15 protein-coding genes and 1 pseudogene are annotated in these 18,337 nt (G+C 72.3%); 9 read left to right on the top strand and 7 right to left on the bottom strand.

The genetic code is table 11. The features are described 5' to 3' along the window. Nucleotides 1-364: 364 nt before the first annotated feature. The 5 genes from ACWDAS_RS10605 (at nucleotide 365) to ACWDAS_RS10585 (ending at nucleotide 8,082) form a co-directional block, all read left to right on the top strand. Entirely contained in the window at nucleotides 365-2,509 is a 2,145-nt protein-coding gene (locus tag ACWDAS_RS10605) for a SpoIIE family protein phosphatase (protein WP_450388525.1), read from the top strand. 162 nt (nucleotides 2,510-2,671) lie between these two features. Then, on the top strand, nucleotides 2,672-4,120 hold the full coding sequence (locus ACWDAS_RS10600) for a catalase (RefSeq protein WP_450388487.1): 1,449 nt from the start codon (nucleotides 2,672-2,674) through the stop codon (nucleotides 4,118-4,120). A gap of 364 nt (nucleotides 4,121-4,484) precedes the next feature. Then, entirely contained in the window at nucleotides 4,485-5,009 is a 525-nt protein-coding gene (locus tag ACWDAS_RS10595) for a PadR family transcriptional regulator (protein ID WP_450388486.1), read from the top strand. 17 nt (nucleotides 5,010-5,026) lie between these two features. Continuing rightward, a complete protein-coding gene (locus ACWDAS_RS10590) occupies nucleotides 5,027-5,692 on the top strand; it encodes an ABC transporter ATP-binding protein (RefSeq protein WP_450388524.1) in 666 nt (221 codons plus the stop codon). Beyond that, nucleotides 5,689-8,082, top strand: a complete 2,394-nt coding sequence (locus ACWDAS_RS10585; protein ID WP_450388485.1) for an FtsX-like permease family protein — start codon at nucleotides 5,689-5,691, stop codon at nucleotides 8,080-8,082. Before ACWDAS_RS10590 ends, ACWDAS_RS10585 begins: the two co-directional genes overlap by 4 nt. Nucleotides 8,083-8,114: 32 nt before the next feature. Here ACWDAS_RS10585 and ACWDAS_RS10580 read toward each other — a convergent pair whose 3' ends face one another. Further along, nucleotides 8,115-9,047 carry a hydrogen peroxide-inducible genes activator gene (locus tag ACWDAS_RS10580; RefSeq protein ID WP_450388484.1) on the bottom strand — a complete coding sequence of 311 codons (933 nt, stop codon included), beginning with the start codon at nucleotides 9,045-9,047 and terminating at the stop codon, nucleotides 8,115-8,117. A gap of 301 nt (nucleotides 9,048-9,348) precedes the next feature. On the opposite strand from ACWDAS_RS10580, the gene ACWDAS_RS10575 reads away from it, so the two are divergent. Next, on the top strand, nucleotides 9,349-9,903 hold the full coding sequence (locus ACWDAS_RS10575) for a peroxiredoxin (RefSeq protein ID WP_361809491.1): 555 nt from the start codon (nucleotides 9,349-9,351) through the stop codon (nucleotides 9,901-9,903). Between the two features lie 2 nt (nucleotides 9,904-9,905). Further along, nucleotides 9,906-10,442 (top strand): alkyl hydroperoxide reductase, encoded by a 537-nt coding sequence (locus ACWDAS_RS10570; RefSeq protein ID WP_450388483.1) that lies wholly within the window; start codon nucleotides 9,906-9,908, stop codon nucleotides 10,440-10,442. A gap of 62 nt (nucleotides 10,443-10,504) precedes the next feature. Here the strand turns inward: ACWDAS_RS10570 and ACWDAS_RS10565 are convergent. The 5 genes and pseudogenes from ACWDAS_RS10565 to ACWDAS_RS10545 form a co-directional block, all read right to left on the bottom strand. Beyond that, nucleotides 10,505-10,602, bottom strand: a pseudogene (locus tag ACWDAS_RS10565) (transglutaminase family protein); the annotation flags it as partial. 19 nt (nucleotides 10,603-10,621) lie between these two features. Further along, complete coding sequence (locus ACWDAS_RS10560; RefSeq protein WP_450388482.1) at nucleotides 10,622-11,947, bottom strand: AI-2E family transporter; 1,326 nt, start codon at nucleotides 11,945-11,947, stop codon at nucleotides 10,622-10,624. A gap of 113 nt (nucleotides 11,948-12,060) precedes the next feature. After that, nucleotides 12,061-12,729 (bottom strand): aggregation-promoting factor C-terminal-like domain-containing protein, encoded by a 669-nt coding sequence (locus tag ACWDAS_RS10555; protein ID WP_450388481.1) that lies wholly within the window; start codon nucleotides 12,727-12,729, stop codon nucleotides 12,061-12,063. 396 nt (nucleotides 12,730-13,125) lie between these two features. Further along, complete coding sequence (locus ACWDAS_RS10550; RefSeq protein ID WP_450388480.1) at nucleotides 13,126-14,445, bottom strand: PhoH family protein; 1,320 nt, start codon at nucleotides 14,443-14,445, stop codon at nucleotides 13,126-13,128. 429 nt (nucleotides 14,446-14,874) lie between these two features. Continuing rightward, on the bottom strand, nucleotides 14,875-15,648 hold the full coding sequence (locus ACWDAS_RS10545; RefSeq protein WP_450388479.1) for an isoprenyl transferase: 774 nt from the start codon (nucleotides 15,646-15,648) through the stop codon (nucleotides 14,875-14,877). 110 nt (nucleotides 15,649-15,758) lie between these two features. Between ACWDAS_RS10545 and mgrA the strand changes: the two genes are divergently transcribed. Then, nucleotides 15,759-16,799 carry an L-glyceraldehyde 3-phosphate reductase gene (gene mgrA, locus ACWDAS_RS10540; RefSeq protein ID WP_450388478.1) on the top strand — a complete coding sequence of 347 codons (1,041 nt, stop codon included), beginning with the start codon at nucleotides 15,759-15,761 and terminating at the stop codon, nucleotides 16,797-16,799. Nucleotides 16,800-16,818: 19 nt separating this feature from the next. On the opposite strand, the gene ACWDAS_RS10535 is transcribed toward mgrA, so the two are convergent. Then, the gene (locus tag ACWDAS_RS10535) at nucleotides 16,819-17,532 is read right to left on the bottom strand and encodes a prepilin peptidase (RefSeq protein WP_450388477.1); all 714 of its coding nucleotides are present in this window, start codon (nucleotides 17,530-17,532) and stop codon (nucleotides 16,819-16,821) included. 47 nt (nucleotides 17,533-17,579) lie between these two features. Between ACWDAS_RS10535 and ACWDAS_RS10530 the strand changes: the two genes are divergently transcribed. Then, nucleotides 17,580-17,972, top strand: a complete 393-nt coding sequence (locus ACWDAS_RS10530; RefSeq protein WP_450388476.1) for a DUF192 domain-containing protein — start codon at nucleotides 17,580-17,582, stop codon at nucleotides 17,970-17,972. The last annotated feature ends 365 nt before the right edge of the window (nucleotides 17,973-18,337 follow it).

The following is an 18,337-nucleotide window of genomic DNA, read 5'->3' as shown; positions in this document are numbered from 1 at the left end:
CCGGCTGCCCCCGGACCCCGCGCCGGGCGGCGAGGCAGACGTGTCCACGGCCGGGACGCAGGCACCCGGGCAGTCCCCGGCTCCGTCCCCGGCGGGCGACCGCCCGCGCCGGGGTCGCCGGGGCGGCAGCGGCGGCACCGCCAAGCGCGGTACGGCAGGGGCCGGCCCGGCCGCCGATCCGGGTGGCACGGCCACACCGCCGGCACAGCGTCAGAACCCGGCCGACGCCCCCGCCCCCGGCAAGTCCGGCCGCGGCGGCCGGCGCACCGCGCGCGGCGGACGCGCCGCGCGGCAGCCCTCCGAGGTGCGGGACCGTCAGGCCGCGCGGGTCGTCTCCGGCGAGGGAGCCGCCGCCGTCCAGCACATGACCGCCGGATCCGGCACGGACGGCGCCCGCGGACGGCAGACGGTACGGCTGCGCACCCCCGACACCCCCGCCGCCCCGGCGGCCGGTCAGCCCTGGAATCGCTCCGCCGGCCGGGACCGGCGGGCGGCCACCGCCATGGCCGCCCCCGTGGAGCCGGGCCGCCGGGCCACCGCCGGTGGCGGGACGCCCGGCGTCCCCGGCGTCCCCGGCGTCCCCGGGCCGACCCAGCCGGAGGGCGGCGAGCCGCGCACCCGGCAGCGGATGCCGGACGCGGCGCTGCCCCCGTCCCGGGCGGCGGGCCGGCACGGCGGCCGCGGGGGCCAGCCGGGCGGGCACCCCGTCGACGAGGACTCCACCGGCGGACAGCCGCTGAAGAAGATCGGTCCGCAGAACCGCGGCCGTGCCGGGCAGGCGGAGACCGAGCGGCTGCGCTACGTCGGCGCGGCCACCCGCCGCATCGCCCGCGGCCTGGACCTGGACGAGATCGTGCTGGGGCTGTGCCGCTCGGCGGTACCCGCCTTCGCCGACGCGATCCTGGTCTATCTGCGCGATCCGCTGCCGGTGGGCGACGAGCGCCCCTCCGGACCGCTGGTCCTGCGGCTGCGGCGTACCGACCGGGTACCGGACGAGAACACCCCGGAGCCGGTGGAGGGCCTGCTCATGCCGGTCGTCCCCTCCACGGAGGGCGCGTACGGGGCGGCCGCCGAGGTCGTGACCGTCCCCATGGACGGGCCGCTGGCGGAGATGCTGCGCGGGGTGCGCCCGGTGTTCTCCGACAACCCGCAGGCCACGGCGGCCCTCCACGAGCTGGTCGGAGGCTGCCGGGAGGCGGAGTTCGGCGACACCTTAGACCTGCCGACCGGACGCCGGGCCATCCTCGCCCCACTGCGCGGCCGCCGCCGGGTGATCGGCGCGACCGTGCTGCTGCGCCGTCCCGAGCGCGCGCCGTTCGACCCGGACGACCTGCTGATCGCGGCCCAGCTGGCCACCCACACCGCGCTCGGCGTGGACAAGGCGGTGCTGTACGACCGCGAGGCCTCCATCGCCGACTCCCTGCAGCGCGAGATGCTGCCCGACTCCCTGCCGGAGCCCACCGGGGTCCGGCTGGCCAGCCGCTATCTGCCGGCCGCGGAGTCGGCCCGGGTCGGCGGCGACTGGTACGACGCGATCCCGCTCCCCGGCAGCCGGGTGGCCCTGGTGGTCGGCGACGTCATGGGGCACTCCATGACCTCGGCGGCGATCATGGGCCAGCTGCGGACGACCGTGCAGACCCTGGCGGGCCTGGACCTGTCGCCGCAGGAGGTGCTCTACCACCTGGACGAGCAGGCCCAGCGGCTCGGCCAGGACCGCATGGCCACCTGCATCTACGCCGTCTACGACCCGATAGCCCACCGGGTGACCATCGCCAACGCCGGCCACCCGCCGCCGGTGCTGCTGCACGCCAGCGGTCTGGCCGAGGTGTTGCGCGTGCCGCCGGGCGCGCCGATCGGCGTGGGCGGCGTGCCCTTCGAGGCGGTCGAGCTGCCCGCCCCGGCCGGGGCGACCCTGCTGCTGTACACCGACGGACTGGTGGAGTCCCGCACCCGCGACGTGTGGGGCGGCATCGAGATGCTGCGCGAACGGCTGCACACGGCCTCGGCCGTGCTGTGCCCGCCGCCGCTGGAGCCGCTGTGCGACGAGGTGCTGGAGATCGTCGGCCCGGGTGACAGGGACGACGACATCGCGCTGCTCGCCGCCCGCTTCGACGGCATCGCGCCGCGCGACGTCGCGTACTGGTTCCTGGAGCCGAGGGCGCAGACGGCCGGCCGGGCCCGGCGGCTGGTGCGCCAGGCCCTCAGCCGCTGGAACCTGGAGCCGCTGGCCGAGGCGACCGAACTGCTGGTCAGCGAGGTCGTCACCAACGCGGTGCGGTACGCCGAACGGCCCATCACCCTGCGGCTGCTCCGCACCGATGTGCTGCGCTGCGAGGTGGGCGACGACGCCCCGACGCTGCCGCGGATGCGCCACGCCCAGCCGCAGGACGAGGGCGGGCGCGGGCTGTACCTCGTCAACCGGATGGCGCAGCGCTGGGGAGCGACCCGGCTGAGCGCCGGAAAGGTGGTCTGGTTCGAGATGGGCCTTCCGGGCGGTGCCGACCGGTAGACACTCCGTGTCCGTACGGGTTTCATCTTTGGACTTTGTCCAGAACCCGTGGCGGGACGTCATTGCCCGGCGTGCCGAGCCGGTGATTCAGTGTTTGTGTGGTCGTTAGCGACCAGAGCCCCCGACGGACTCTTCCGAAGATCGACGGGAGGACACATTCACATGAGCACCCCCTACACCACCAACAACGCCGGGATTCCGGTGGAGAGCGACGCCCATTCGCTCACGGTGGGCTCGGACGGCCCCATTCTCCTCCAGGACCACTACCTGATCGAGAAGATGGCGCAGTTCAACCGCGAACGCGTCCCGGAGCGCGTGGTGCACGCCAAGGGTTCGGGCGCGTACGGCGTCTTCGAGGTGACGAACGACGTCAGCCAGTTCACCAAGGCCGACCTCTTCCAGCCGGGACGGCGGACGGAGATGCTGGCCCGCTTCTCGACGGTCGCCGGCGAGATGGGCAGCCCCGACACATGGCGCGACCCCCGCGGCTTCGCCCTGAAGTTCTACACCGAGTACGGCAACTACGACATGGTCGGCAACAACACGCCGATCTTCTTCGTGCGCGACCCGATGAAGTTCCAGGACTTCATCCGCAGCCAGAAGCGCCGCCGTGACAGCTCGCTGCGCGACAACAACATGCAGTGGGACTTCTGGACGCTCTCCCCGGAGTCGGCGCACATGGTCACGTGGCTGATGGGCGACCGAGGCGTACCCAGGTCGTACCGCCACATGAACGGCTACAGCTCCCACACCTACATGTGGGTCAACGGCGGCGGCGAGCGGTTCTGGGTCAAGTACCACTTCAAGACCGACCAGGGGGTCGACTTCCTCACCCAGGAGGAGGCCGACCACTACGCGGGCGCCGATGGCGATCTCCACCGCCGTGACCTCTACCAGGCGATCGAGCGCGGCGACCACCCCTCGTGGACGCTGTACATGCAGATCATGCCGTTCGAGGACGCGGCGGACTACCGGTTCAACCCCTTCGACCTCACCAAGGTGTGGCCGCACGGCGACTACCCGCTGATCGAGGTCGGCCGGATGACCCTCGACAAGAACCCCGAGGACTACTTCATCCACATCGAGCAGGCCGCGTTCGAGCCCAGCAACATGGTGCCCGGCATCGGCCCCTCCCCGGACAAGATGCTCCTCGGCCGGCTCTTCTCGTACGCAGACACCCACCGCTACCGGATCGGCCCCAACTACGCGCAACTGCCGCCGAACCGGGCCCACACCGAGGTGCGCTCGTACGCCAAGGACGGCCCCATGCGCTACGAGCCGTCGCGCACCGCCGCGCCGTACGCCCCGAACTCCCTCGGCGGGCCCGAGGCCGACATCCGGCGCTTCGGCGACCCGGCCGGCTGGGAGGTGGCGGGCAACATGGTGCACGAGCCGTACAAGCTGCACCGCGAGGACGACGACTTCGGGCAGGCCGGGACGATGGTGCGCCAGGTCCTGGACGACGCCGCCCGCGACCGGCTGGTCTCCAACGTCTCGGGCCACCTGAAGAACGGGGTCAGCGCCCCGGTCCTGGCCCGCGCGGTCGAGTACTGGCGCAACATCGACAAGGAGGTCGGCGACCGCATCGCCGCCAACGTCAACGGCCTGTGACGCGGGACCTCCCCACCGCCGCAGCCCCGGTGCACGTGATGTCCGTCCGTGCCCCGGGGCTGCATCGTGCGGGGCCCGCCCGGAACCGGGCGGGCCCCGCACGCATCCGGGTCGCGGTGCGCTTCACCGGCACTCCTGAGGGCGCCCGGGGGGGACCGTCACCAAACTCGCGGCGGACGAGCGCACCGGGGTCACGCTCAGGAAGCGGCAGCCGAAACGGCCGAGGCGCGAGCCCAACGTGTATCAGGCCCGTCTCGGATACGGAGCAGGAAACGGCCTGGTCAGGCAGGGTTAGGTCACCGGCTCGTCACTATGCACAAGATCTATACACTGCAGGTATACGCGTCATGTAGAGTCCTCGGTCATGAGCATCGGCCACACCCTGCTCGGACTTCTGGAGTCCGGCCCGCGCCATGGCTACGACCTGAAGCGGGAATTCGACGACAAGTTCGGTCACGACCGCCCGCTGCACTACGGCCAGGTGTACTCGACGATGGCGCGGCTGCTGAAGCACGGCCTGGTCGAGGTCGACGGCATCGAGCCCGGAGGCGGCCCTGAGCGGAAGCGGTACGCGATCACCGGCGCCGGGATCACCGACGTCGAGAAGTGGCTGGGGCAACCGGAGAAGCCCGAGCCCTACCTGCAGAGCACCCTCTACACCAAGGTCGTCCTCGCGCTGCTCACCGGGCGCAGCGCGGTCGGCCTTCTCGACACCCAGCGGTCCGAGCATCTGCGACTGATGCGGGAACTGACCGCGCGCAAACGGCACGGCGACTTCGCGGATCAGCTCATCTGCGACCACGCCCTGTTCCACCTGGAGGCGGACCTGCGGTGGCTGGAGCTCACCGCGGCACGCCTCGACCGACTCGCGGCGGAGGTAGCCAAGTGAGCAGCACGGAGATCCTGATGGAGGCCGTCGACCTGCACAAGGCGTACGGCCCGACCCCGGCCCTGGACGGCGCGGAGTTCGGGATACGCGCCGGGGAGGTGGTCGCCGTCATGGGGCCGTCCGGCTCGGGCAAGTCGACGCTGCTGCACTGCCTGGCCGGCATCGTCCGGCCGGACTCCGGCCGCGTGCTGTACCGGGGACGGGACCTGACCGCGATGAGCGACGCCGAGCGCAGCGCCCTGCGGCGCGGCGAGTTCGGATTCGTCTTCCAGTTCGGCCAGCTGGTACCGGAACTGACCTGTGTGGAGAACGTGGCGCTGCCGCTGCGGCTGAACGGCACGCGGCGCAAGGAGGCCGAGGTCCGCGCCGGGGAGTGGCTGGCCCGGCTCGAGGTCGACGACCTGGCGGGCAAGCGCCCCGGCGAGATCTCCGGCGGCCAGGGCCAGCGGGTCGCCGTGGCCCGCGCGCTGGTCACCGGCCCGCGGGTGGTCTTCGCCGACGAGCCGACCGGCGCCCTGGACTCGCTCAACGGCGAGCGCGTGATGCGCATGCTGACCGACGCCGCCCGGGACACCGACGCCGCCGTCGTCCTGGTCACGCACGAGGCACGGGTCGCCGCCTACTCCGACCGTGAGGTCGTCGTCCGCGACGGCAAGTCCCGCGACATGGAGAAGGTCGTATGAGCAGCACGAACCGGGCCCCGGGCGGCGGCACCCTCGCCACCTGGGTCCGCGACCTCGGCCTCGGCATCCGCTTCGCGGCGACCGGCGGCCGCGAGGGCTGGACCCGCACCCTGCTCACCGCGGTCGGCGTCGGGCTCGGCGTGACGCTGCTGCTCGTGGCCGCCGCCGTGCCCGCCATGATGGGCGCCCGCAACGACCGCGGGTACGACCGGGACTACAGCTGGTTCAAGGAGCCGCCGAAGCAGACCGCGAGCACGGTGCTGTACGCGGAGGCGAACACCACCTTCCACGACGAGGACATCCGCGGCCTGCTGCTCAAGGCGGACGGCGACCGGCCCGTACTGCCGCCCGGCGTCGACGCGATGCCGGCGCCCGGCGAGATGGTGGTCTCCCCCGCGCTGAAGAAGCTGCTCGCGCAGCCCGGCAGCAAGCTGCTGCGGGAACGCCTGGACTACCGGATCTCCGGCGTCGTCGGGAACAAGGGCCTGCTGGGACCGGGCGAACTGACCTTCTACGCGGGAAGCGCCAAGCTCGTCGCCCGCAGTGCGGACGGCGCCTCGGGCAACGCCACCCGCATCCCGTACTTCGGCCGCGGGGCCGTCAAGGGGGAGCCGCTGGGCGGGGTGCTGACCCTGCTGGTGCTCATCATCGTCGTGGTGCTGATGATGCCGGTGGCCGTCTTCATCGGCACCGCCGTGCGCTTCGGCGGTGAACGCCGCGACCGGCGGCTGGCCGCGCTGCGGCTGGTCGGCGCGGACAGCCGGATGACACGGCGGATCGCGGCGGGCGAGGCGCTGTTCGGCTCGCTGCTCGGCCTCGTGGTGGGCACCGGGATCTTCCTGTTCGTCCGACGGTTCGCGAACGACGTGACCCTGTACGACCTCACGGTCTTCCCCTCCGACATCACCCCGGGTGCCGGGCTCGCCGCCCTGGTGGCGGTGTGCGTCCCGGGGGCGGCGGTCGCGGTCACGCTGTTGGCGATGCGCGGCATCGCCGTGGAGCCGCTCGGAGTCGTGCGCAACGCCGTACCGCGCAAGCGGCGGCTGTGGTGGCGGCTGCTGATCCCGCTGGCCGGACTCGGCCTGCTGGCGCCGCTGTTCGGAGCCGTCGGCGAGCGGACGGAGGTCAACTCCTACCAGGTGGCCGGCGGCACCGTGCTGCTGCTCGTCGGGCTCACGGCCGTACTGCCCTGGCTGGTGGAGTCGGTGGTCGGCCGCTTCCGCGGCGGCCCGCTGCCCTGGCAGCTGGCCACCCGCCGGATCCAGCTCAACAGCAGCGCAGCGGCCCGGATGGTCAGCGGGGTCACGGTCGCCGTGGCCGGCGCGATCGCCCTGCAGATGCTCTTCACCGGGGTGCAGGGCGACTACGTCAGCTCCACCGGCAAGGACCCGCGCCGGGCCCAGATGCTCGCCTACACGGAGGTCAGCAGCGGAGCCGACGCCGACAGGGTGGTGCAGGCCTTCGCCGAGACCCCCGGGGTGCGCCGGGCGCTCGGCGTGGTCTCCTCCAGCGCCACCCAGGCGGACGCCGCCACCAAGTCCACCGACCGGCTGCAGACCGTACCGGTGCTGGTCGCCGACTGCGCCACGCTGCGCGAACTGATCACGGTCGGCGGCAGGTGCGCGGACGGCGACGTGTTCCTCGCCGACGACCCGGACGGCTGGGCCGACCTCGGGAGCGTCGCCAAGCCGGGCGGGAAGGTCGACCTCAACGTGCCGACGGGCGACTCCTACGTCGGCACCCCGCGGCTGTGGACCGTCCCGGCCGACGCCCGCAAGGCGACGCCCCGCACCGCGCCGGACGGCAACAAGCAGTGGGGTGTGCTGGCCACGCCCCGCGCCCTGGACGTGGCACTGCTGGGCTCGCCGGACGTGCAGGTCATGCTGCGGACCGACCCCGGCTCGCCGGACGCCTTCGAGCAGGCCCGCAACACGTCCGTGCGCGTCGATCCGTTGGGCGACATCTACCAGATCGAGGGCACCAGGGAGGACCGCAAGTTCACCACGATCAAGCGCGGTCTGCTCATCGGCGCCACCGCCACCCTGGCCCTGATCGGCGCGAGCCTGCTCGTCTCCACGCTGGAGCAACTGCGTGAGCGGCGGCGGCTGCTGGCCGTCCTGGTCGCCTTCGGCACCCGGCGCTCGGTGCTCGGCATGTCGGTGCTCTGGCAGACGGCGCTCCCGGTCGCCCTGGGTCTCGCCCTCGCCGTCGTCGGCGGTGTCGGCCTGGGCGCGGCCCTGCTGAAGATGGTGCGCACCCCGTTCCGCATCGACTGGGCGAGCGTGGGGACCATGACCGGAGTGGGCGCGGGGGTGGTCCTGGTGGTCACCGCCCTGACCCTGCCGCCGCTGTGGCGGATGATGCGCCCGGACGGTCTGCGGACGGAGTGACGCCGCGGCCGTGACGCCGGCGGCCGCAACCGTCAGCAGGCGAACCGGACCGGCAGCGGTTTCAGGGCACCGCGCAGCGCGGAGGCGAAGGCCTCGAACTCCTCCGCGCGCGCGGTGCCCGCGCGCATCGCCAGGGCGATCCGCCGGGACGGAGCCGGGTGGGCGAAGAAGCCCGTGGCGAGGTCCGCGCTGCGGCCGGTCTCCACCGGCACCGCCGTCCGCGGCAGCAGCGTCACCCCGAGACCGCCGGCCACCAGCTGCACGAGCGTGGACAGTCCCGCCGCGGTCGTGGTGGCGGTCGCCCCCTCGGTGCGGCCGGCCTCCCGGCACACGTCCAGCGCCTGGTCGCGGAGGCAGTGGCCCTCCTCAAGCAGCAGCAGATCCAGCTGCCGGAGCGCCTCGCGGGGGATGTCCATGCGTCCGGCCAGCCAGTGGTCCCGCGGGGTGACCAGTACGAAGTCCTCGTCGAAGAGCGGCAGTTCGGCCACGGACGGGACACCGAGCGGGACCGCGAGCAGCAGCAGGTCCAGCCGGCCCGCCGTCAGGCCCTCCAGCAGCGAGGACGTCTGCTCCTCGTGCACCTGCAGGTCGAGCCGCGGGTACGTTCCGTGCACCAGCCGCAGCACGGTCGGCAGCAGATACGGCGCCACCGTGGGGATCACCCCGAGCCTCAGCACGCCCGTGAACGGGGCGCGCGCCGCCTCCGCCTCGTCCAGCAGATCGCCGACCGCCTCCAGCACCGCCCGCGCCCGGGCCGCGACCCGCTCCCCCGCCGGGGTCAGCAGCACCTTGCGGGTGGTGCGCTCCACCAGGACGACCCCGAGCGTCTGCTCCAGCGCGGCGACCGCCCCGGACAGGGCCGGCTGGCTCGTGCCGATCGCGGCGGCCGCGTCGCGGAAGTGCAGGTGCTCGGCGACGGCCGCGAAGGCCCGCAGCTGGGACAGACTGGGCTGGCGCTGGCTCACGCGCTGGCTACTGATAACCGCCTCCGATCAACGATCATCAGTCTAGTCGCGCACTCGATCAATGACCTTCCCGCCCGGGCCGCCCCGCCCGACCGGGGCACCCACTGTGGCGTCCGTCACTCTCCGCAGCGGCCGGCGGCACCCTCCCTCGCCCACAACTCGCCGATAAGCACATGCGATCAATGCACCCCACTGGGGCGATTTCACTGATCAATGGGCTCATGGCAGGGTGATGGGGACCAGCTCATGGGACCGGTGCGGCCACCCCGCGTACGGCTCCCACCCCTTACAAGGAGTGCGCGTGCTCACCGTCGGTGACAAGTTCCCCACGTTCGAACTGACCGCCTGTGTGGACCTCGACCCCGAGAAGGCCTTCGCCCAGATCGACCACAAGTCGTACGAGGGCAAGTGGAAGGTCTACTTCGCGTGGCCGAAGGACTTCACCTTCGTCTGCCCGACGGAGATCGCGGCGTTCGGCAAGCTGAACGACGAGTTCGCCGACCGTGACGCGCAGATCCTCGGCTTCTCCGTGGACTCCGAGTTCGTGCACCACGCCTGGCGCAAGGACCACGACGACCTGCGCGACCTGCCGTTCCCGATGCTGTCGGACATCAAGCGCGAGCTCTGCACCGACCTCGGCATCCTCGGCGAGGACGGCGTCGCCCAGCGCGCCACCTTCATCGTGGACCCGAACAACGAGATCCAGTTCGTCATGGTGACCGCCGGCTCCGTCGGCCGTAACCCCAAGGAGGTCCTGCGGGTCCTCGACGCGCTGCAGACGGACGAGCTGTGCCCCTGCAACTGGAAGAAGGGCGACGAGACCCTCGACGTCGTCAAGCTCCTGGCCGGTGAGTGACCGTGGCGCTCGATGAGCTGAAGTCCGCGCTGCCGGACTACGCCAAGGACCTCAAGCTCAACCTGGGCTCCGTGATCGGCAACTCCGATCTCCCGCAGCAGCAGCTGTGGGGCACGGTGCTGGCGACCGCCGTCGCCTCCCGCTCCGCGATCGTGCTGCGCGCGCTGGAGCCCGAGGCCCGCGAGAACCTCACGCCGGAGGCGTACGAGGCCGCCAAGGCCGCCGCCGCCATCATGGCGATGAACAACGTCTACTACCGGACCCGGCACCTGCTGTCGGACCCGGAGTACGGCAACCTGCGGGCCGGCCTGCGGATGAACGTCATCGGCAACCCGGGCGTCGAGAAGACCGACTTCGAGCTCTGGTCGCTGGCGGTCTCGGCGATCAACGGCTGCGGGACGTGCCTCGACTCGCACGAGCAGGTGCTCCGCAAGGCGGGCGTCGAGCGCGAGACGGTCCAGGAGGCCTTCAAGATCGCCGCCGTCGTGCAGGCGGTCGCGGCGACCCTGGACGCCGAGGCGGTCCTCGCCGGCGCGTGACGCGTGCTCCCTCGGGCCCGGCCGCCCTTCGGGGGGCCGGGCCCTACGGCTGTCCCGCGCCAGGCCAGGCGTGTGAACTCCACCGTGACCTCCGGGGTCCGCTCGCGGCGCCGCGGTAGACGCCCTTGTGCGGTGTGACGTCGCCGTAGTCGCGGCCGCCCCGGGGGCGGCCGCGCGCGTCAGGCGGTCTCCTCCGGTGTGGCGTCGGCCAGCCCGGGGGCGCCGACCGGCGCCACCTCGGCGGCCGTCGCGCCGTGCGGCCCGGGCTCGCCGGCGACCGCCGCCTCCCGGGAGTGGGCCCGCAGATAGCCGACGACGGTGTTGGTCACCGCGACCAGGGGTACGGCCACGACCGCCCCGCCGATCCCGGCGATGAGCGAGCCCGCGGCCACCGACAGGACCACGCCGAGCGGGTGCACCCGCACCGCCCGGCCCAGGATGAACGGCTGCAGGACGTGGCCCTCGAGCTGCTGCACCAGCAGGACCACGACCAGCACCATCAGCGCCGAGAACGGACCCTCCGTCACCAGTGCCACCACCATGGCGACGGCGCCCGAGGCGACCGCGCCGACCAGCGGCACGAACGCGGCGAGGAAGATGATGACGGCGAGCGGCACAGCCATCGGCACCCCGAGGATGCCGAGCCCGATGCCGATGCCGATGGCGTCGATCAGGGCCACGATGACCGTGCCGCGCACATAGAGCGTGAGGGTGCGCCAGGCGCGCGGGCCGGCGCCGCCGAGCCCGTCGCGGGCGGCCACGGGGAAGAGCTTGAGGCACCAGTTCCAGATGTTGCGGCCGTCGTAGAGCAGGAAGAGCGTGCTGAACATCGCCAGCAGGATGCCGGTCAGCATCTCCACGACGACGGTGACGCCCTGCAGCCCGGCGTCGGTGAGCGCCTTGGAGTTGGTCCCGATCGCGTCCTGCAGGTTCTTGGCGATCTGGTTGATCTGGTCCTCGGTGACATGGAACGGGCTGTTGAGCAGCCAGCGCTTCAGTTCGGTGATGCCGTCCTGCAGGCTGCTGGAGAGGTTGTCGATGTTCTCCATGACCTGCCAGACCACGAACCAGCCCACCAGGCCCATGATCACGAAGCCGCCGATGAAGACCATGGCGGTGGCGAGCCCGCGGCGCACGCCCATCCGCTTCAGCCGGCCCACGAAGGGCTGCAGCAGCGCGGTGATCAGCAGCGCGGCGACGAAGGAGAGGACGACCAGCTGTATCGTGCCGATCACCCGCATCAGCACCCATACGGTGCCGGCCAGCACCAGCAGCCGCCAGGCGAGTTCGGCCGCGACGCGCATGCTGTACGGCACCTGGGCGACCGGGTCGCCGGGGCCGGTGCCGCGCGGCACCGGCCGGGCCGCGGCGGCGGTCCTCGCCTCCTCACGGCGGGCTTCCTCGCGGGCGCTCGCGGCCGCCGCCCGGCGCTGCTCCTCCAGCCTCCCGGCGAGCTTGGCGAGCTCCGAGGCCAGCCCGGAGCCCCATGGTCGCTTCTCCGACATCGCTTCCCCTGTCCCCCGCCCCCCGCCTGTCCGTCCGCACCACCGTACGCGCAACGAGCCCCTCACCCCGCAATCGGGGTCAGGGGCTCGTCGGAGGTCTGTGGCCGTGTGACCTAGTACCAGTGGTTGGCCTGCCAGAACGACCAGGCGCCGCAGGGGCTGCCGTAGCGGCTGTTCATGTAGTTGAGGCCCCACTTGATCTGGGTACCCGGGTTGGTGCGCCAGTCGGCGCCCGCGGAGGCCATCTTGGAGCCGGGCAGGGCCTGGACGAGCCCGTACGCGCCGGAAGAGGCGTTGGTCGCGGTGTAGTTCCAGCCACTCTCACGAGTGACGATGTTGGAGAAGCACTGGTACTGGGAGGCGTCGCCTATGATCCCCTGCGCCATGGACTGGACTTCGGCGACCGTGTACGAGGCCTTCACGACCAGTGCGGCGCGCTGCGCGGCACGGGAGGCGGCCTCGGCCTTGCGATCCGCCTCGGCCTTGTCCTCCGCCTTCTTGCGGGCGGATGCGTCCTTGGCGGCCTGCTTGCGGGCTGCCTCCTCCGCGGCCTTCTTGGCGCTGGCGTCGGCGGCGTCCGACTGGGCCTGCACCTGCTGCGTCAGGGAAGCCTGCTGAACCTGCTGTCCAGCGGGTATGTCCGCGAGAACGGTGGTCGCATCGGCGGCGGCGACGGGCTGTATCGCACCCTCGCTACCGGAGGCGACACCGACGACGGCGCCCACAGTGGTGACCGCAGTGGCCGAAGCCACCGCGAATCCCCGGACCGAGATCCGGCTCACACGGTTTCCTTCCAGCGTCGCCCGTTTGGTGACCTCACGGACGCGATCGTGCCCCATCGCACTGGCTTCCTACTGCACCGGTCACAGAAGCACTGGCCCGGTGGGGCTCCCCCAATGGGGCGGGAGTCCGCTGATTCAGCTCGGGCGGCCCACGGCGAACGCTGTTCAATTCTGAGGTTCCGTACGTTTGAGGGTACGGGTGTGCCGAGGGCGGGGCCTGACAGAACCGACAGCCTGCCCTAGCGGACGCGTCAACGCAATTCCCAGTTGCGTGTCAAAGCTCACACGCCACCTGGGCCACGGAATTTTCTCGTACGGATCCGTAGCGGCCGGGGACAGCGCTAGGCTGCTGCGCCCCTGCGGCGCAGCAGCCTAGCGGACCGTCAAACCCGCCTGTTACGCGTGCCCGTCCTCCAGCATCTCCGTCACGAGCGCGGCGATCGGCGAGCGCTCGGAGCGGGTCAGGGTGATGTGAGCGAAGAGCGGGTGGCCCTTGAGCTTCTCGACCACGGCCACCACGCCGTCGTACCGGCCCACCCTCAAGTTGTCGCGCTGCGCGACATCATGAGTCAGGACAACCCGGGAATTCTGTCCGATTCGGGACAATACGGTAAGCAGTACGTTGCGTTCGAGGGACTGCGCCTCGTCGACGATCACGAAGGCGTCGTGCAGGGAGCGGCCCCGGATGTGCGTGAGGGGAAGGACCTCCAGCATGCCGCGGGCCACGACCTCCTCGATGACCTCCTTCGACGTCACCGCGCCCAGGGTGTCGAAGACCGCCTGGGCCCACGGGCTCATCTTCTCCGCCTCGGTGCCCGGCAGGTAGCCGAGCTCCTGCCCGCCCACGGCGTACAGCGGCCGGAAGACCATGACCTTCTGGTGCTGCTGACGCTCCAGCACCGCCTCCAGCCCGGCGCACAGCGCCAGCGCCGACTTGCCGGTGCCGGCCCGGCCGCCCATCGACACGATGCCGACGTCCGGGTCGAGCAGCAGGTCCAGCGCGATCCGCTGCTCCGCGCTGCGGCCGTGGATGCCGAAGGCGTCCCGGTCGCCGCGCACCAGCCGGACCCGGCCGTCGGCCGTCACCCGGCCGAGCGCCTTGCCGCGCTCCGACTGCAGGACCAGGCCGGTGTGCACCGGCAGTCCGGCCACCTCGGGAAGGTCGACGGTCTCCGACTGGAAGAGCTCGTCCACCTCCTCGGCCGCGACCTGCAGCTCGTGCATCCCCGTCCACCCGGAGGTGATCGCCAGTTCGGCCCGGTACTCCTCGGCCAGCAGGCCGACGGAGGAGGCCTTGACCCGCAGCGGCAGGTCCTTGGAGACGACGGTGACGTCGTACCCCTCGGCCTGCAGGTTCCTGGCCACGGCCAGGATCCGCGAGTCGTTGTCGCCCAGCCGGAACCCCGCGGGCAGCACGCCCGGGTCCGAGTGGTTCAGTTCGACGCGCAGGGTGCCGCCCAGCTCGCCGATCGGGATGGGTGCGTCCAGCCGCCCGTACCGGATCCGGTACTCGTCGAGCAGCCGCAACGCCTGGCGGGCGAAGTAGCCGAGCTCGGGGTGGTGGCGCTTGGCTTCCAACTCGGTCACCACCACGACCGGCAGGACCACCTCGTGCTCATCGAAGCGGAGGAGGGCATGCGGGTCGGCAAGCAGCACGCTGGTGTCGAGTACGTAAGTGCGCCGGTCGTGCTCACGGCGATTCTTGCTGGTCACCACGTGTGGACGAACCCCCTCGGAAGAGGTCGGGGTGCGACGGCGTCGCGCGGGACAGGGCCGGGACCGACCACGAGGGCCGAACCACGACCCTTCGAGTCGACGCGGTCAATGCCGTCTGAGTCAAGTGTTGACAACGGCACGTCCGTGAGCAAAGGGCCTCCCGGGCGGACGGGCCAGGTGCCGTCCGCTTCTGTCCGACATCCATGGGCCGGATGTCGGTCTGACGGGTCTATTCCCTCGAAAGTGGGGGCCTATGCGACTGCATATGACAGGTGTTGGCCCGGGCCCTACCCTTGCCGCCCCGTAGCCGTCCGTTTCCGCCCCCGACGCCGGGACGCAATCCGGCCACCGCCGCTGCCGCCGTTCGCCGCAACCCCGGTGTGGTGTATCTCTCTCCGGTGCCCCCGCTCGCGCCGCGGGCGGCCGGCCTCAGACGCCGTACCGCCGGTGCCGCGCCGCGTAGTCGCGCAGCGCGCGCAGGAAGTCCACCCGGCGGAACGCCGGCCAGAACACCTCGCAGAAGTAGTACTCCGAATGCGCGCTCTGCCACAGCATGAAGCCCGACAGGCGCTGTTCGCCGGAGGTGCGGATGACGAGGTCGGGGTCGGGCTGACCGCGGGTGTACAGGTGCTCCGCGATGTGGTCGATGTCGAGGATCTCCGCGAGGTCCTCGATGGAGGTGCCGCGGTCGGCGTGCTCGTGGAGGAGGGAGCGGACCGCGTCGGCGATCTCCTGCCGTCCGCCGTAGCCCACAGCGACGTTGACGAGTATCCCCTCGACGCCCTCCGTGGCCTGCTCTGCCTCCTTGAGGACGGACTGGGTGCGGGCCGGCAGCAGATCCTTCGCGCCGACGTGGTGGACGCGCCAGCGGCCGGTCGCGGCGAGGCCGCTGACCGCGTCCTCGATGATGCCGAGCAGCGGGACGAGTTCCTCGGCCGGGCGGTCCAGGTTGTCCGTGGAGAGCAGCCAGAGCGTGACGACCTCGACGCCGGTCTCCTCGGACCAGCCGAGGACCTCGGTGATCTTGTCCGCGCCGGCCCGGTGGCCCTGCTCGGTCGTCCGGGCGGCCGCCTTGGCCCAGCGCCGGTTGCCGTCGAGGATGACGCCGATGTGCTTGGGGCCCTGGGACAGGTCGAGCCGGCGCTCCACACGATGGGCGTACAGGTCCGTCAACCTGAGACGTACCAGGTTGCGCAGATTCATTGGCGGGCCCCTCCTGCGGTCGTCACCCCCTCGCCACCCTACTGCGCCTCTCGGCGGGCCGCCGAACCGGGTGCCGGGCGGCGGACCGGCGTCGTGATAGGACCGTTTCTGTGGATATTCGTTCTCTCTACCGGGCCGCCGACGAGCGCTACGACTCGATGGCGTACCGCCGCTCCGGCCGCAGCGGCCTGAAGCTCCCCGAGATCTCGCTCGGGCTCTGGCACAACTTCGGCGACGACCGCACGCTCGACTCGCAGCGCGCGATCCTGCGCCGCGCCTTCGACCTCGGGGTCACCCACTTCGACCTCGCCAACAACTACGGCCCGCCCTACGGCTCCGCCGAGAGCAACTTCGGGACCATCCTCACCCAGGACTTCCGCCCCTACCGGGACGAACTGGTCATCTCCACCAAGGCGGGCTACGACATGTGGCCCGGCCCCTACGGCGAGTGGGGCAGCCGCAAGTACCTGCTGTCCTCCCTCGACCAGTCCCTGAAGCGGATGGGCCTGGAGTACGTCGACATCTTCTACTCCCACCGCTTCGACCCCGACACGCCGCTGGAGGAGACGATGGGCGCCCTCGCGTCCGCCGTCCACCAGGGCAAGGCGCTCTACGTCGGCATCTCCTCCTACGGTGCCCAGCGCACCCGCGAGGCCGCCGGGCTGCTGCGCCAGATGGGTGTGCCGGCGCTGATCCACCAGCCCTCGTACTCCATGATCAACCGCTGGATGGAGGACGACGGGCTGCTGGACGTCCTGGAGGAGGAGGGGATGGGCTGCATCCCCTTCGTCCCCCTGGCGCAGGGCCTGCTGACGGACAAGTACCTTGGCGGCATCCCCGAGGGCTCCCGGGCCGCGCAGGGCAAGTCCCTCGACCCCACCCTCATCACCGACGAGGTCGTACGGCGGCTGCGCGGCCTCAACGACATCGCCGCGGGGCGCGGCCAGTCCCTCGCTCAGCTCGCGCTCAGCTGGGTGCTGCGCGACCGGCGGATCACCTCGGCGCTCATCGGGGCGTCGAGCGTCGCCCAGCTGGAGGCCAACGTCGCGGCGGTGGGCGCCGCCCCGCTGACGCCTCAGGAGCTCGCCGAGATCGACGGGTTCGCCCTCGAATCGGGCGTCAACCTCTGGTCCCGCAGCAGCGAGGCGTGACCCCGGGCGGGCGCCCTGGTCAGGGAGGCAGCAGCATCCCGGCCAGGGCGCCGGCCAGGATGAACGGCCCGAAGGGCAGGGGCGTGCGACGGTCGGCGCGGCGGGCCGCGAGCAGCCCGAGGCCGGTGACCGCGCCCAGCACGAAGGCGGCGAAGGTGCCGACGGCGAACTCCCGCCACCCGTACCAGGCGAGGACCAGGCCCGCGGTGGGGGCGAGCTTGACGTCGCCGAAGCCCATGCCGCCCGGGTTGACCAGGTGCAGGACGAGATAGAACAGCCCCAGCGCCGGCGCCCCCAGCAGGGCGCGGGGCCACGAGCCCTCGTGGCCGGGGAGCAGCGCGGCCGCCCCCAGCAGCGCCGCCGTCCCCGCGGCGGCGGGCAGCGTCAGCACGTCCGGCAGCCGCAGCACCGTCAGGTCCACGCGTGCCAGCAGCACTCCGACCGGTACCAGCAGCAACCACACCGCCAGTTCGGGCCGCGCCCCGGTGCGCGCCGCCACCGCCGCGCAGACCGCCGCGGTGACCAGCGCGTACCGCCATCCGGCGGCCGGGCCGCCGATGGTCCGCTTCGGCCCCCACCAGCCGCGCCACCCGGCCGGATAGGCCCGGCCCGCCGGGCACCGCGTCAGCCAGGGGTCGTCCGGCGCGACGGACAGCCGGTACGCCGGGCGCGGCAGGGCGAGCCCCGCGACGGTTCCCCAGACGAGGGCCGCGGCGATCGGATAGACATGCATCGGGCCCGACCGTACACGGGCGCACCACGCGAGGGGACGGGACCGCCATGGGTGACCGCCGGCAGGACGGAAGCGGGCTGCTGCGCCGTGCCGACGGGGGCGGGAACGGGGACGGGGACGGGAACGGCACGGTGATACCGCTGGAGATCGCGGCCTCCTACCGGGCCCGCACCCGGGGGCTGCTGGGCCGCGACGGGATCACCGGGGCCCTGCTGCTGACGCCCGCCGCGAGCGTGCACACCCTGGGGATGCGCTTCGCGATCGACGTCGCCTACCTCGACCGCCGGCTGCGGGTCCTCGCGGTCCGCACCATGCCGCCCGGCCGCCTGGGCCGCCCGCGCCTGCGGGCCCGGCACGTACTGGAGGCGGAGGCGGGAGCGATGGCGGCGTGGGGCCTGGTGCCGGGGGTGACACTGAGCGTGGAGGCGGAGCCGCGGTGAGGCGGGGCGCGCGGTTCGGCGGGGCGTCAGGCACCGGCGCACGGCGGGCATCCGGCATGACGTCCCGCCGGAGCCGTACGGTCCGTGCGCCCGCCGTCCGCGAGATCCACGACCTCGGCGAGCCGGCCGTCCTGTGCGGCGGCGACGCGCTGTGCCGCTGGGCGGCACAGGACCTGGCCCGGGCGCGGGCCTTCGCCGGTGACGGCGGCGCGGTGGCGGTCGCGTCCCCAGGGCTGTCACTGCGGGACCGGCTCGCCGTGCACGGCCCCGCGGACGCGGTGATCCCCCTGGTGCGGGAGGTGCTGCGGGAGGTCGGTCCCTCCTACCGGCCGATCGGCGACCGGGCGCTGATCGGCGCCCTGATC

The organism is Streptomyces sp. NPDC001070, from assembly GCF_053598835.1.
This window is presented reverse-complemented; position numbering and strand designations above follow the sequence as displayed.

Bases quoted from the DNA above. Each gene is read 5' to 3' on its own strand.
- ACWDAS_RS10605 (WP_450388525.1), top strand. From the start codon at position 365: ATGACCGCCGGATCCGGCACGGACGGCGCCCGCGGACGGCAGACGGTA.
- ACWDAS_RS10600 (WP_450388487.1), top strand. From the start codon at position 2,672: ATGAGCACCCCCTACACCACCAACAACGCCGGGATTCCGGTGGAGAGC.
- ACWDAS_RS10595 (WP_450388486.1), top strand. From the start codon at position 4,485: ATGAGCATCGGCCACACCCTGCTCGGACTTCTGGAGTCCGGCCCGCGC.
- ACWDAS_RS10590 (WP_450388524.1), top strand. From the start codon at position 5,027: ATGGAGGCCGTCGACCTGCACAAGGCGTACGGCCCGACCCCGGCCCTG.
- ACWDAS_RS10585 (WP_450388485.1), top strand. From the start codon at position 5,689: ATGAGCAGCACGAACCGGGCCCCGGGCGGCGGCACCCTCGCCACCTGG.
- ACWDAS_RS10560 (WP_450388482.1), bottom strand. From the start codon at position 11,947: ATGTCGGAGAAGCGACCATGGGGCTCCGGGCTGGCCTCGGAGCTCGCC.
- ACWDAS_RS10545 (WP_450388479.1), bottom strand. From the start codon at position 15,648: ATGAATCTGCGCAACCTGGTACGTCTCAGGTTGACGGACCTGTACGCC.
- ACWDAS_RS10535 (WP_450388477.1), bottom strand. From the start codon at position 17,532: ATGCATGTCTATCCGATCGCCGCGGCCCTCGTCTGGGGAACCGTCGCG.
- ACWDAS_RS10530 (WP_450388476.1), top strand. From the start codon at position 17,580: ATGGGTGACCGCCGGCAGGACGGAAGCGGGCTGCTGCGCCGTGCCGAC.